This is a genomic window from Pseudonocardia yuanmonensis (assembly GCF_039542425.1).
GTDB lineage: Bacteria > Actinomycetota > Actinomycetes > Mycobacteriales > Pseudonocardiaceae > Pseudonocardia > Pseudonocardia yuanmonensis.
The window spans coordinates 315412-328999 of sequence record NZ_BAABIC010000003.1 but is presented as its reverse complement, the minus strand read 5'-3'; the positions used below and the strand labels follow the sequence as shown (position 1 = coordinate 328999).

Below are 13588 nucleotides of genomic sequence, written 5' to 3'. Positions count from 1 at the left end.
ACACATGAGAGCAGCGCGGTTCCACGGTCCCGGCGACATCCGCATCGACGAGGTCCCCGACCCGGTGGTCGGGCCGGGCCAGGTCGAGGTGTCCGTCGACTGGTGCGGCATCTGCGGCACGGACCTGCACGAGTTCCTCGAGGGGCCGATCTTCATCCCGAACAAGGGCGAGCCCCACCCGCTCACCGGCGTGGAGATGCCGGTCGTGCTCGGCCACGAGTTCGCCGGCGTGGTCTCCGCGGTGGGCTCCGGGGTGACGGGGGTGAGCGAGGGCGACCGCGTTGCCGTCGAGCCGTACTGGGTGTGCGGGGAGTGCGTGGCCTGCAAGGCGGGCCGCTACAACATCTGCCGCAGCCTCGGCTTCGTCGGGCTGGCCGGCGACCAGGGCGGGTTCGCCGAGCGCTGCGTGGTGGACCAGCGGTGGGTGCACCCTCTCGGCGACCTGCCGACGGACCTCGGCGCGCTCGTCGAGCCCCTCGCCGTCGGCTACCACGCCGTGCGGCTGTCCGGGCTGCGCGAGGGTGGCACCGCCGTGGTCTACGGCGCCGGTCCGATCGGGCTGGTCACCACCGCGGCGCTCAAGGCGGCGGGCGCCTCGCAGGTCGTCGTCGTGGAGCCCGCGGCGGCGCGCAAGGCCAAGGCCACGCCCGCGGGGGCCGACGTGATCATCGACCCGATCACCGACGACGCCCCCGCGGCGATCCTCGACCTCACCGGCGGGGGCGCGGACGTCGCCTTCGAGTGCGCCGGGATCGACGCCGTCCTCGCCGCGGCGATCGGGTCGGTCCGGCCCGGCGGGACCGTCGTCAACGTCGCGATCTGGGGCCACGTCCCGCAGGTCGCCGTCAACGACCTGGTCATGAGCGAGGTCAACCTCATCGGCTCGCTCGCCTACTGCGGCGACCACCCCGACACCATCGCGCTGCTGCGCGACGGGAAGGTCGACGCCGCCCAGTTCATCACCGGCCGGATCGGGCTGGAGGACATCGTGTCCGGCGGCTTCCGGGAACTGATCGACAACAAGGAGGAGAACGTGAAGATCCTCGTCTCGCCCAAGGAGGTCCTCGCGTGAGCGTCGCACTGGTGACCGGGGCCGGGCGCGGCATCGGCCGGGCGATCGCGCTGCGGCTGGCGAAGGACGGACACGCCGTGGCCGTCAACGACGTCAACAAGGAGGGCGCGGAGTCCGTCGCCGCGGAGATCGCGTCGGCGGGCGGGTCCTCGATCGCGTTGCCCTTCGACGTCACCTCGCGGGACGCGGTGTTCGACGGCGTCGCCACGACCGTCGACCAGCTCGGCGGGCTCGACGTGATGGTCAACAACGCCGGGATCGCGCAGGTCAAGACCCTGCTCGAGCTGACGCCCGACGACCTGCAGACGATGTTCGGCGTCAACGTCTTCGGCGTGGTCTACGGGATCCAGGCCGCCGCGGAGCACATGAAGGAGCACGGCGGCGGGAAGATCATCAACGCGGCGTCGATCGCCGGGCACTCGGGTTTCGACTTCCTCGGGCACTACTCCGCCACGAAGTTCGCGGTCCGCGCCCTCACCCAGGCGTCGGCGAAGGAACTGGCGCAGTACAAGATCACCGTCAACGCGTACTGCCCGGGCATCGTCGGCACGGACATGTGGGACCTCATCGACGAGAAGATGGGCCCCTACCTGGGCAACGAGCGGGGCGAGACGCTCAAGCAGTACACCGAGCTGATCGCGCTCAAGCGGGTCCAGACACCGGAGGACGTCGCCGGTTTCGTCTCCTACCTCGCCGGTCCGGACTCCGACTACATGACGGGCCAGTCGGTGATGATCGACGGCGGGATCGTGATGGTCTAGTCGGTCAGAACGGCGGCTCCTCGTCGAGGTCGATCGCCGGCGGTCGCCGGTCGGGTTCGGGCCGGACGGGCTCGACCAGGCCGCACGCCTCGTCGTCGGGGGGGACGAAGGGTGGCTGGTCGAGGTCCGGGTCCGGACCGTGGGGAACCTGCGGCGGAGGCTCGGGCAGGAGCGGCTCCTCGGTGGTCACGTTTCCGCCTCGGTGAGCAGGACGTCGACCAGTCCGATCCGCCGGCGCTCCGGTGCGAGCAGGACTGGCGACCGGTGCTGTCTGATGCGCCCGGGCCGGCCTACCGCCCCACCACCCGGTACCAGAGCGTCGTGGTGTGGGGGAGGCCCGTGAGCCGGGTCCGCTCCAGCCGGATCGACATCCCACCGAGGGAGTGGAACAGTCGCACGCCGTCCCCGAGCAGCACCGGGACCACGGACACCGCGATCTCGTCGACCGCCCCGAGGGCGAGGCACTGCCGGGCGAGGTCGGCGCCCAGGATGTTGACGACCCGGTCCCCGGCCGCGGCGCGCGCGAGGTCCAGCCCCTCCTCGACCGAGCCGACGAAGGTCACGTCCGCCGGGGGCGAGGGGTCCGGGTGGTGCGTCACGACGATCGACGGCCCGGTCCAGGTCCCGCCGAAGGCGCCCTCCGCGTCCGTGCCGGCGTTGGGGTCGTCGCCGCGCCAGGTCCGGGCCCCGGTCAGCAGCGCGCCGGTGCGGGCGGCCAGCTCGTCCGCGTCGGGATCCGGCCCGAAGTGCGGCGCCAGCCAGGCCATGTCCCCGCCGGGCCCGGCGATGTAGCCGTCGAGCGACATGGCGGCGGAGTACACGACGCGGGCCATGCGGCGCACCCTGCCAGCTCCGGCCCCGCGCTGCGCAGACCGTTGCGCGGCGTGATGATTCCCCGACACGCCCGCGGACGAGGGCGCCGGAGGGAGCCGACATGGCGGGGGACTCGCAGCTCAGCGCGGGACTGAAGGACCGGCACGTCACGATGATCAGCATCGCGGGCGTCATCGGGGCGGGCCTGTTCGTGGGGTCCGGCACCGCGATCGCGACGGCGGGGCCCGGCGTGCTCCTGGCCTACGCGTTCGCGGGGCTGCTCGTCGTCCTGGTGATGCGGATGCTCGGCGAGATGGCGGCGGCGACCCCGGACTCGGGCTCCTTCTCCACCTACGCCGACCGTGCCATCGGTCGCTGGGCCGGGTTCAGCGTCGGCTGGCTCTACTGGTGGTTCTGGGTGCTGGTCATCCCGGTCGAGGCGACGGCGGCCGCGACGATCCTCAACTCGTGGATCACGGCCGTGCCGCAGTGGGCGTGGGCGCTGGTGATCACGATCCTGCTGACCGTCACGAACCTGTTCAACGTCGCCAACTACGGCGAGTTCGAGTTCTGGTTCGCCCTGCTCAAGGTCGTGGCGATCGTCGCCTTCATCGCGATCGGCGTGCTCGCGGTGCTCGGGATCCTGCCCGGCGGCCAGGTCAGCGGCGTCAGCCGGTTGTGGGACACCGGCGGTTTCCTGCCCAACGGCGTCGGGGCCGTCGTCGCCGCCGTGCTCGTGACGATGTTCAGCTTCATGGGTACGGAGATCGTCACCATCGCGGCGGCGGAGTCCGAGAACCCGGCGGAGAAGATCGGCCGGGCGACGCGCTCGGTGATCTGGCGGATCTCGGTCTTCTACCTGGCCTCGATCCTGCTGGTCGTGGCCCTGGTGCCGTGGGACGACCCGGCGCTGCCGGAGAACGGCTCGTACCAGACCGCGCTCGACGCCATCGGCGTCCCCGGCGCGAAGCTGATCGTCGACGTCGTGGTCCTGGTCGCCGTGGCGAGCTGCCTGAACTCCGCGCTCTACACCGCCTCGCGGATGATCTACTCGCTCGGCCGCCGCGGGCAGGCGCCGCGGGCGGTCATGCGGACCACCGCGGGGGGCGTGCCGCGCATCGCCGTGCTCGCCTCCACCGCCGTCGGCTTCCTCACCGTGATCGCGAACTACGTGTTCCCGGAGGAGGTCTTCTCCACCCTGCTCGCCACGTCCGGCGCGATCGCGCTGCTCGTGTACCTGGTCATCGCGGTGTCGCAGCTGCGGATGCGGCGCAGGCTGGAGCGGGAGGACGTCGCGCTGCCCGTGCGCATGTGGGCCTATCCCGTGCTGACCTGGGCGGTCATCGTGGTCATCCCGGTCATGCTGGTGTACATGGCCTTCCGCGAGGGCTCGCGGTTCGATCTGGCGATGACGGCGCTGATCGCCGCGGTGGTGGTCGTCGTCGGGATCGTGCTCACCCGCCGCGCGGGACCGGACCCCGCTCCTCAGAGCCAGGAGGGATCGGTGTCGAGCGAGGTCCGGTCGAGCGAGGCCAACAGGTCGAGCTGAGGGCCGACCTTCGGCAGCTCGAACCGGAAGAAGTACCGGGCGGCGGCGCGCTTGCCGTGGCCGAACTCGTCGTCGCGCCCGGCCGCGGCCAGCAGTTGCTCCAGCCAGATCCACGCGACGACGACGTGCCCGGCCGCCTCGAGGTAGACCGAAGCGTTGGCCAGCCGTTCCTCGGCGTCCGGGTGGGCGTGGAGCGCGGCGGTGACCTCGACGAGCCGCTCGAGTGCGGCCCGCAGCGCGGCGCCGTACTCCGCCGCCTCCTCGCCGGCCTCCGCGGCGCGCGAGATCGTGGCGGACAGGGTCTCCTGCAGCGCGGTGAACCCGGCGCCCCCGGCCATGACGACCTTGCGGCCGAGCAGGTCCGCGGCCTGGATGCCGTGCGTGCCCTCGTGGATCGGGTTGAGCCGGTTGTCCCGGTAGTGCTGCTCGACGTCGTACTCGCGGGTGTAGCCGTAGCCGCCGTGCACCTGGATGGCCAGGGAGTTGGCTTCCGGCCCCCACTGCGAGGGCCAGCTCTTGGCGATCGGCGTCAGCGTCTCCAGCAGCAGGTGCGCCCGCGTGCGGTCGGCCTCGGACGGGGCGGTGCGCTCCTCGTCGACGAGCAGGCCGCAGTAGAGCACGAGCGCGAGCGCGCCCTCGGCGTAGGCCTTCTGCGCCAGCAGCATCCGGCGCACGTCGGCGTGCCGGACGATCGGGACCATCGGGGCCGCCGGGTCCTTCGCGCCCGCCGGCCGGCCCTGCGGGCGGGTCCTCGCGTAGTCGAGGGACTTGAGGTAGCCGGTGTAGGCGAGCGCCGCCGCGCCCGCCCCGACCCCGATGCGGGCCTCGTTCATCATGTGGAACATCGCGGCCAGGCCGCCGCCGGCCGCGCCCACGAGGTACCCGACGGCGCCCGGGGCGCCACCCGGGGTGTGCGCGCCCTCGCCGAGGTTGAGCAGGGTGTTGACGGTGCCGCGGTAGCCCATCTTGTGGTTCAGCCCGACGAGCGCGACGTCGTTGCGCTCCCCGTTCTCCAGGAACTTGGGCACCAGGAACAGCGAGATGCCCTTGACCCCGGCCGCGCCGCCCGGGATCTTCGCCAGCACCAGGTGGACGATGTTCTCGCCCAGCTCGTGCTCCCCGCCGGAGATCCACATCTTGGTGCCGCGCAGCCGGTAGGACCCGTCCGGCTGGGGTTCGGCCTTGGTGGTGATGTCGGCGAGCGACGAGCCGGCCTGCGGCTCGGACAGGCACATCGTCCCGTGGTAGCGCCCCTCCAGCATCGGCGGCACCCAGGTCGCGATCTGCTCCGGCGTGCCGTGCGCGAGCAGGAGGTTCGCGTTGGCCACGGTGAGCATGGCGTAGGCCCAGGTGCCGATGTTGGCGGCGTGGAACCAGGCCTGCACCGCGGTGCCCACGACGTGCGGCAGCTGCAGGCCACCCACCTCGGCGTCCATCGTCGCGGACAGGAGGCCGGCCTCCGCCGCCGCGCGCAGCGCGGGCGCGACCTCGTCGTGGAGCACGACGCGCCCGACCCCGTCGGTGCTGTCGAAGCGAGGTTCCTCCGCGTCGTTGCGCTTGTTGTGCGGCGCGAACTTCTCGGCCGCGAGGTCCGCGGCGAGCTCCAGCACCGCGTCGACCGTCTCCCGGGAGTGCTCGGCGAAGCGCTCGCGCTTGGTCAGCTCCTCGACGTGCAGCCAGTCGTGCAGCAGGAACTGCAGGTCCCGGCGGGACAGGATGAGGTCGCGGTCGCCTCGTGGCATCGTCGCTCCCGGAGGTTACTGATCGATCAGTAAGTAGGGTGGGCGCGAGCGGCGGCGACGTCAAGGGGAGCGGGTCATGGCGCAGGTCACCGGCACGGACACGAGCGCGGCGGGGGAGCGGATCCTCGCCGGGCTGGACCTGTGGGCGGAGTGGGCGACGGCGACGCAGCGCGCGATCGTCGGCGCCGCGCTCGAGTCCTTCGCCGAGCGGGGCTTCCACGGCACGTCGCTCAAGCACATCGCGCAGGGCTCGGGACTGAGCACGGCCGCGCTCTACGTGCACTTCGCGTCGAAGGAGGAGCTGCTCTTCGCGCTCAGCCGGCGCGGGCACGCCATCGCGCGCGACCTCGTGGTCGCGGCCGCCGCGCAGGACGACCCCGCGACCGCGATGCGGGTGCTGGTCTACGCCTTCACCCGCTGGCACGCCGAGCAGCGCACCACCGCGCGGGTCGTGCAGTACGAGCAGGGCGCGTTGACCGCCGGGCACGGCGCGGTGGTCGCGGGGTTGCGCCGGGACACCGAGCGGGTGGTGCGCGGGCTGATCACGCGCGGTGTCCAGGAGGGTGCCTTCACCGTGCCCGACGTGCGCGGCGCGAGCGCCGCCGTGCTCTCCCTCGGCATCGACGTCGCCCGGTGGTTCGTCCCGGACGGCCCGTGGACCCCCGACGCGCTCGGGCTGCTGTACGCAGAGTTGGCGGGTCGGATGCTCGGGATGCCAGCCTGAGGCCATGCGGATCGCCCTGGCCCAGATCGTGTCGACCCCGTCGCCGGAGGACAACCTCGGGCTCGTCGCGGACGGAACCCGCGCGGCCGCGGAGGCCGGCGCACGGATCGTGGTGTTCCCCGAGGCCACGATGTGCTGCTTCGGCGTGAAGCTCGGCCCGGTCGCCGAGCCGCTCGACGGCCCGTGGGCGGACCGGGTGCGGGCGATCGCCGAGGATGCCGGGATCACCGTGGTCGCAGGCATGTTCACCCCGGCCGAGGACGGGCGCGTGCACAACACGCTGCTGGCGACCGGCGGGGAGGTCGAGGCGTCCTACGAGAAGATCCACCTGTTCGACGCGTTCGGGTTCGCCGAGTCGGACACCGTCGCCCCGGGCACGGGCGTGCGCACGATCCAGGTCGACGGCCGCACCATCGGCCTCACCACCTGCTATGACCTGCGCTTCCCCGGGCTCTACCAGGAGCTGGGCGACCGCGGGGCGCGGCTGGTCCTGGCCCCGGCGTCCTGGGGTGCGGGGCCGGGCAAGCGGGAGCAGTGGGACCTGCTCGTGCGCGCGCGTGCCTTGGACTCGACGTCGTTCGTCGCGGCCTGCGACCAGGCCGACCCGGCGACGGTGGGACGCGAGCGCGGCAAGGCGCCGACGGGCATCGGCGCGAGCCTGGTCGCGAACCCGTACGGCGCCGTCGTCGGGCAGCTGGGGGAGGAGCCCGGGCTCCTCGTGGCCGACGTCGACCTGGACGAGGTCGACGCGGCGCGCAAGGCCGTCCCCGTGCTGGCCAACCGGCGGTTCTGAGGGCTCCCGGTGAGGCCGCCGCGCGGGTAGCTTGCGACGGATGACGTGGACCGTCGACGGTGTGCGGATCAGCCGGGTGGTGGAGCACGTCATGCCGTTCCCGGTCGACTTCTTCGCCGAGGCCACACCGGCCGCGGTCGCCGCGGAGCCCGACCTCGCGCTGGACTTCGTCGACGCCCACGGCCGGTACCGGATGAGCCTGCACTCCTACCTGCTGGAGGTCGACGGCCGGCGCATCGTCGTCGACACCTGCTGCGGGAACGGCAAGGAGCGCCCGCTGATCCCGGACTTCCACCGGCGGACCGGCCCGTACCTGGCGGACCTGACCGACGAGGGCTTCGCACCCGACTCGGTCGACGCCGTCGTCTGCACGCATCTGCACCTCGACCACACCGGCTGGAACACCCGCCTGGTCGACGGCGCGTGGGTCCCCACCTTCCCCCGGGCCCGCTACCTGCTCGGGGCGGCCGACCTGGACGCGTGGGGACGCTCCGACGACCCGCTGCACGCGCCCGCGTTCGCCGACTCCGTCCGGCCGGTGCTCGACGCCGGGCTCGTCGATCCGGTCGCAGGCGACCGCGCGCTCGCGGACGGCGTCGAGCTGCGGGCGACGCCCGGGCACACGCCGGGCCACCTCAGCGTCTGGATCGGCGACCGCTGCGTGATCACCGGCGACGTCCTGCACCACCCGATCCAGTGCCGCCACCCCGAGTGGACGGCGACCGGCGACGGCGACCCGGACCTCGCCCGTGCGACGCGGCGGGAGCTGCTCGAGACGGCGGCCGCCTCCGGTGCGCTGGTGCTCGGGACCCACTTCGCCGGCAGCAGCGCGGGGCACGTGGTGCGGGACGGGCACGTGTACCGGTTCGTGGCGGAGGACTGACCCGACCACGCGAATCTCGCCGTGCTCCGGCCGAGGAGGACTTCCACGAGCCGGCCACCGGGTACCTCGACCACGCGCGGGCGGCCGGGATCCGGCGGGCGGAGGTGTTCTTCGACCCGCAGACCCAGGTGACCCACGGGCCGTCGAACGCGACCTCGGCCTGGACCGGCCGCGACTCGCCCGGCTGGCGCGCAACTCCGTCGACGCCACCTTCGCGCCGGAGGAGGACAAGCGGCGCCGGCGGGCCGAGGTCGAGGAGTGGGGCGTGGGCGGCCCGGGCGGACTGACGGGGGAGGGACGGCCGGCCGGGGTCCCCCCGTCGGACCCCGGCCGGCGCCGGCTCAGTTGTTCGCCGTGGCCAGCTCGAGGTACTCGGCGAACTTCTTGCGGGCGGCCTCGGTGCGCGTCGGCACGTGCTCGCTCGGCACGTCGTGCGCCTCGTAGCCGCGCAGGATGCGCTTGGCGACGGTGGCCTTGTGCACCTCGTCCGGGCCGTCGTAGATGCGGGCGGCGCGCGCGGCCCGGTACATCTGCTCCAGCGGCAGGTCACCGGAGAAGCCCAGCGACCCGTGGATCTGGATGGCGCGGTCGATCACGTCGTGGAGCACCTTCGCGCCCCAGAACTTGATCATCGCGATCTCGTTCCGGGCGTTCGACGCGCCGACCTGGTCCATCTTCCAGGCCGCGTGCAGGGTGAGCAGCCGCGCGGCCTGCATCTCCGCGGCCGAGGTCGCGACCCAGTCCTGGATCATCTGCTTGTCGGCGAGCACCGAACCGTGCGCGTACCGCGACACCGCGCGCTCGCAGAGCATGTCGAAGGCGCGCTGCGACTGGCCGAGCCAGCGCATCGCGTGGTGGATGCGGCCCGGGCCGAGGCGCTGCTGGGCCAGCTTGAAGCCGTCCCCGGGGTTGCCGACGAGGTTCTCCTTCGGCACCCGCACGTTGTCGTAGATGATCTCCGCGTGCCCGCCCTCGAGGCGCGGGTGCACCGTGGAGTGGTCCATGACCGGGATGTCGCGCAGGATGTTCACGCCCGGTGTGTCGACCGGGACGATGATCATCGACGAGCCCTGGTAGGGCGAGACGTCCGGGTCCGTGACCGCCATGACGATGAGGAAGTCCGCGGCCGAGGCGTTCGACGAGAACCACTTGTGGCCGTTGATCACGTACTCGTCGCCCTCGAGCACCGCCCGGGTGGTGAGGAGCGTCGGGTCGGCGCCGGCACCCGGCTCGGTCATCGAGAAGCAGGACCGCAGCTCACCGCGCAGCAGCGGGTGCATCCACTGCTCCTTCTGCTCCGGCGACCCGCCGATGGCGAGCAGCTCGGCGTTGCCCGAGTCCGGCGCCTGGTTGCCGAAGATGCCCGGGGCGAACTTGCACTGGCCCAGGATCTCGTGCATCAGGCCCAGCTTCACCTGCCCGAACCCGCCGCCGCCGAGCTCGGGCGGCAGGTGCGCCGCCCACAGGCCCTGCTCCTTCACCTTCTCCTTGAGCGGAGCGGTGATCCTCGCGTACGTCTCGCGGTCGATGTCCAGGGTCTCGAGCGGGATGATCTCCTCCCGGACGAACGCCCGCATCCAGTCCAGCTTCTTCTCGAACTCCGGCTCGGTGGAGAAGTCCCACGCCATCGTGCCCGTACCTCCGCGACTCGCTTCGCCCGACGCCGACGTCGGCCTCTGGAGGTGCACGCTAGTTGATGCAGGCGCCTTACGGCAGCCCCCTGGTCGAACCCGGTCGTGAGGAGCGGGTTGATCGACGCCGCCGCCCGTATTGGTTAGCCTCACCTCCGTTGCCCGAACGTCGTCCCTGGAGGTCGCACGACATGGCCACCGAGCTGGAGAACGGCCCCGTCCCCGTGGTGACGGAGAGCGTCGAGCGGCTGTCGCCGAGCCTGGTGCGGGTGGGCCTCGGCGGACCCGCGCTGACCGACCTGGACACCCTCGGGGTCCCGGACGAGGCCGTGGTGCTGCGCTTCCCCGGGGCGGAGGTGGGGCGCTGGTACACCGTGCGGCGGTGGGAGCCGGGCCGGCTGACCGTCGACATCGTGCTGCACCCCGGCGGGCTCGGCGGCGAGTGGGCCGCCCGGGCCCAGGTCGGCGACCGGCTGGCGATCACGCACCGGAACAGCTGGTTCCGCCGGCCCGAGGCGGCCCGCTGGCAGCTGCTCGTGGGCGACGTCACGGCGCTGCCCGCCCTCGGCCGGATCGTCGAGGAGTCGGCGGACCGGCTGCCGACGACGGTGCTCGTGGAGGTGCCGCATCGCGAGGACGCCCAGGAGCTGTCCGGCGCCCAGGTGCGGTGGATGCACACCGCCGGGCTGGGGCGCGTGCCGAGCCGGCTGGACGAGCTCGTGCGGGGTGCGCAGCTGTCGCCGGGCCCCGGCTACGTCTACGTGGCGGGCGAGGCCTCGGCGACGCGCGCGGTCCGCCGGTACCTCCGCCAGGAGCTCGCGCTGCCGGCCGGCAGCTACGGGGTGGTCGGGTACTGGCGGGCCGAGCAGGAGAAGTGGTTCGCGCGGGTCGCCGAGACCGGCGCCGACACCGCCGCGATCTATGCCGAGGAGCTCGACGCGGGCGGCGACCTCGAGGACGTCCGCGCCCGCTACGAGGAGCGCCTGGCCACGCTCGGCCTCTGACACCCGGCGGGAACCGGGCGTAACGGCGGGGGTGGGCCCGCACGAGAACCCGGCCGTGGAGAGGCGACGCCGCGGCCGCGGGCTGCCGCGCAGGCGGACGGACCGGATCGAGGACGCCGTGGCCGTCCTGCTCTGCGCCCTCGGCGTGGTCGCGATGGTGCTCGCCGGGCTGGTCGGCGCCGCGGCGCACGGAGCTGTGTCGGCGCGGGCGTTCGAGGAGGCGGCGGACCGCAGCCGCGTGCTGGCGACGGTCACCGACTCGTCGGCCGGCCCCGCGGTGACGGACGGTGTGGGTCCGGGCACCCGCCGCGCCAGGGCGATCTGGACCGCACCGGACGGCGCACCCCGCAGCGGCGTGGTCACCGTCCCGATGAGCGCGACGACCGGCTCCGCCGTGCCGGTGTGGACAGACCGCAGCGGCACGCCCGTGCCGGCGCCGACGTCGCCGCGTGCCGGCCTGCTGGTCGGGGTGGTCGCGGCGGGCTGGGTGGCGCTCGCCGCGGTGCTGCTGCTCCTGGCCGCGTGGCGGCTCGTGCGGCGCTGGACCGCGCGCCGCAACGACGCCGAGTGGACCCGCCGCTGGGCCGAGGTCGAGCCGGAGTGGTCCGGCCGCGCCCCCGCGGGCTGATCCCGGTTCGACCACCGTTCACGCGCCCGCAACGAACCCGACGGGCAACTCCCGGCGCCCCCGCTCGTTGGACAGGGTGCCGGTATCGGCGGGGACTGGGGAGCCCCCTCGCCGATACCGGCAGATCCCTTCCCGGGGCCGTTCTCATCCGTCGGGCAGGATCGGCACCTCCAGCCCCTGGTCCCGGCCCAGCCGCGCCGCCCGCGTGACCGACTCCGCGCCGAACCGGGTGCGCAGCGAGTCCAGTGTGCGGTCCAGCTCCGGCCCGCTCGTGCGGTCGAACGGCAGGGCGAGCTGCATCGCGTCGTCCGTGTCGAGGTTCGTGAGCGAGATTCCGATCAGCGTGAGCCCGCGCTCCAGGATCATGCTCAGCGATTCCCGCAGCAGCCGGCGCGCCGCCTCGAGCAGGGTCGGCGTGTGGTCCGTGGCCCGGGCGAGGGTGTGCGAGCGGGTGGCGCGGGTGTAGTCGCCGAACCGCAGCCGCAGCACCACCGTGCGGCAGGTGCGTTCGGCGCCGCGCAGCCGCTTGCCGAGCCGGTCGACGATCCCGGCCAGGATCGCGTCCATCTCCTCGGGGGAGCGGTACCGGCGGCCCAGCGCGCGCTGAGACCCGATGGAGCGGCGGCGCCGGCCCGTCTCGACCACGCGCGGGTCGTGGTTGTGGGCCAGCGCGTGCAGGTGCCGCCCCGACGCCCGGCCGAGTAGCGACACCAGGGCCGGCTCGCCCAGCGCCGCGACCTCGCCGACCGTGCGGATCCCCAGCGCGTGCAGCTTGGCCGCGGTGACCTTCCCGACGCCCCACAGCCGCTCGACGGGCAGCGGGTGCAGGAAGTCCAGCTCACCGCCGGGCGGGACCTCCAGCAACCCGTCCGGCTTCGCGACGCCGCTCGCGACCTTGGCCAGGAACTTCGTGCAGGCCACGCCGACCGTGATCGGCAGGCCGGCCTCCGCGAGCACCCGGGCCCGCAGTCGCTCCGCGATCGCCACCGGCGCGCCCGCGATCCGCCACAGGCCCCCGACGTCCAGGAACGCCTCGTCGATCGACAGCCCCTCGACCACCGGCGTGGTGTCCCGGAAGATCGCGAAGACCGCCTTGCTGGCCTCGGAGTAGGCCGAGAACCGGGGCGGCACCACGACCGCGTGCGGGCAGAGGGCCCGCGCCTGCCGCCCGCCCATCGCGGTGCGCACCCCGAACGCCTTCGCCTCGTAGCTGGCGGCGAGCACCACCCCGCCGCCGACGATCACGGGGCGCCCCCGCAGCCGGGGCGCGTCGCGCTGCTCGACGGACGCGTAGAAGGAGTCGAGGTCGGCGTGCAGGATGCTCGCCTCCGCACGACTCCGGATCCGGGACACGAACAGATGTTCGCATGGGGCACCGACAGGATCCCGCCGCAGGCGGCGGTGCCGCTCCCGGGGCGGTCCTTCGCGGCCGTCAGGGGTAGGCGATGCACCTCCCCGACAGCGACTCGACCTCCAGCCGCAGGAACCAGGGCCTGTCTCCGCTCGCCCACGGCCGCAACGGGAGCCGGCGGGCCCGGGCGAGCTCCACCGGGTCCTCGACCAGGCGCAGCCGGCCGAACGCCAGGACGCTCCACCCCTCCTCCCACACCTCGTCGACGTGGTCGATCTGGAAGGTCACCCGCTCGCAGCGGGCCGCGGCGGCGACCTTGCTGCCCGCGGCGGACCGGACGTACACGCCGTCGCCGTCGACGGCGAAGTTCACCGGCAGCACGAGCGGCCAGCCGTCGGCGACGAAGGCGAGCCGGCCCAGCCGCGGGCGATGGGTGACGAGCAGGGCCCGGCACTCGTCGGGGCTGAGCGTCGCCAGCGCGATCTCGGTCTCGGACATCGTCGTCCCCACGGTTCGTGGTCCACCGCGCCGGCAGACCGCCGGGCGGGCCGCGCCGCCGCGCCGTGGGAAGTGTTGCCGACCGGCGTGGGGCGCACGCAGGGTCGAAGGTCCCTGCCCCGCCCCGCTCCGTGGACCC

Annotated in this window: 14 protein-coding genes; 8 read left to right on the top strand and 6 right to left on the bottom strand. The window is 73.4% G+C overall.

Annotation, left to right across the window (positions count from 1 at the left end):
- Window positions 1-4 precede the first annotated feature (4 nt).
- Together ABD990_RS06170 and ABD990_RS06165 are read left to right on the top strand one after the other, a co-directional pair.
- The gene (locus ABD990_RS06170) at window positions 5-1072 is read left to right on the top strand and encodes a 2,3-butanediol dehydrogenase (protein WP_345378925.1); all 1068 of its coding nucleotides are present in this window, start codon (window positions 5-7) and stop codon (window positions 1070-1072) included.
- Window positions 1069-1833, top strand: a complete 765-nt coding sequence (locus tag ABD990_RS06165; protein WP_345378924.1) for an acetoin reductase — start codon at window positions 1069-1071, stop codon at window positions 1831-1833. The genes ABD990_RS06170 and ABD990_RS06165 overlap by 4 nt, the downstream gene beginning before the upstream one ends.
- 4 nt (window positions 1834-1837) lie before the next feature.
- Here ABD990_RS06165 and ABD990_RS06160 read toward each other — a convergent pair whose 3' ends face one another.
- Window positions 1838-2023, bottom strand: a complete 186-nt coding sequence (locus tag ABD990_RS06160) for a hypothetical protein (protein WP_345378923.1) — start codon at window positions 2021-2023, stop codon at window positions 1838-1840.
- A 100-nt stretch (window positions 2024-2123) separates the two neighbouring features.
- A complete protein-coding gene (locus ABD990_RS06155) occupies window positions 2124-2666 on the bottom strand; it encodes a dihydrofolate reductase family protein (protein ID WP_345378921.1) in 543 nt (180 codons plus the stop codon).
- A 101-nt stretch (window positions 2667-2767) separates the two neighbouring features.
- Between ABD990_RS06155 and gabP the strand changes: the two genes are divergently transcribed.
- Window positions 2768-4195 carry a GABA permease gene (gabP, locus tag ABD990_RS06150; protein WP_345378919.1) on the top strand — a complete coding sequence of 476 codons (1428 nt, stop codon included), beginning with the start codon at window positions 2768-2770 and terminating at the stop codon, window positions 4193-4195.
- Here the strand turns inward: gabP and ABD990_RS06145 are convergent.
- On the bottom strand, window positions 4132-5937 hold the full coding sequence (locus ABD990_RS06145; RefSeq protein ID WP_345378918.1) for an acyl-CoA dehydrogenase: 1806 nt from the start codon (window positions 5935-5937) through the stop codon (window positions 4132-4134). The genes gabP and ABD990_RS06145 overlap by 64 nt on opposite strands.
- 76 nt (window positions 5938-6013) lie before the next feature.
- On the opposite strand from ABD990_RS06145, the gene ABD990_RS06140 reads away from it, so the two are divergent.
- From ABD990_RS06140 to ABD990_RS06130, 3 genes are read left to right on the top strand one after another with little or no spacing between them, the layout of a single operon-like run.
- Complete coding sequence (locus ABD990_RS06140; RefSeq protein WP_345378916.1) at window positions 6014-6661, top strand: TetR/AcrR family transcriptional regulator; 648 nt, start codon at window positions 6014-6016, stop codon at window positions 6659-6661.
- 4 nt (window positions 6662-6665) lie between these two features.
- On the top strand, window positions 6666-7454 hold the full coding sequence (locus ABD990_RS06135) for a carbon-nitrogen hydrolase family protein (RefSeq protein WP_345378914.1): 789 nt from the start codon (window positions 6666-6668) through the stop codon (window positions 7452-7454).
- Between the two features lie 40 nt (window positions 7455-7494).
- Window positions 7495-8337 carry an MBL fold metallo-hydrolase gene (locus ABD990_RS06130; protein ID WP_345378913.1) on the top strand — a complete coding sequence of 281 codons (843 nt, stop codon included), beginning with the start codon at window positions 7495-7497 and terminating at the stop codon, window positions 8335-8337.
- A gap of 341 nt (window positions 8338-8678) precedes the next feature.
- Here ABD990_RS06130 and ABD990_RS06125 read toward each other — a convergent pair whose 3' ends face one another.
- Window positions 8679-9965: an acyl-CoA dehydrogenase family protein gene (locus tag ABD990_RS06125; protein ID WP_345378911.1), complete on the bottom strand. Its 1287-nt coding sequence runs from the start codon at window positions 9963-9965 to the stop codon at window positions 8679-8681.
- Between the two features lie 194 nt (window positions 9966-10159).
- Between ABD990_RS06125 and ABD990_RS06120 the strand changes: the two genes are divergently transcribed.
- Entirely contained in the window at window positions 10160-10972 is an 813-nt protein-coding gene (locus tag ABD990_RS06120) for a siderophore-interacting protein (protein WP_345378909.1), read from the top strand.
- 55 nt (window positions 10973-11027) lie between these two features.
- Window positions 11028-11600, top strand: a complete 573-nt coding sequence (locus tag ABD990_RS06115) for an Rv1733c family protein (RefSeq protein ID WP_345378907.1) — start codon at window positions 11028-11030, stop codon at window positions 11598-11600.
- A gap of 144 nt (window positions 11601-11744) precedes the next feature.
- On the opposite strand, the gene dinB is transcribed toward ABD990_RS06115, so the two are convergent.
- Window positions 11745-12959, bottom strand: a complete 1215-nt coding sequence (dinB, locus tag ABD990_RS06110) for a DNA polymerase IV (protein WP_345379066.1) — start codon at window positions 12957-12959, stop codon at window positions 11745-11747.
- Between the two features lie 73 nt (window positions 12960-13032).
- Window positions 13033-13449, bottom strand: coding sequence for a pyridoxamine 5'-phosphate oxidase family protein (locus ABD990_RS06105; protein WP_345378905.1), 417 nt, complete (start codon window positions 13447-13449; stop codon window positions 13033-13035).
- Between the last annotated feature and the right edge of the window lie 139 nt (window positions 13450-13588).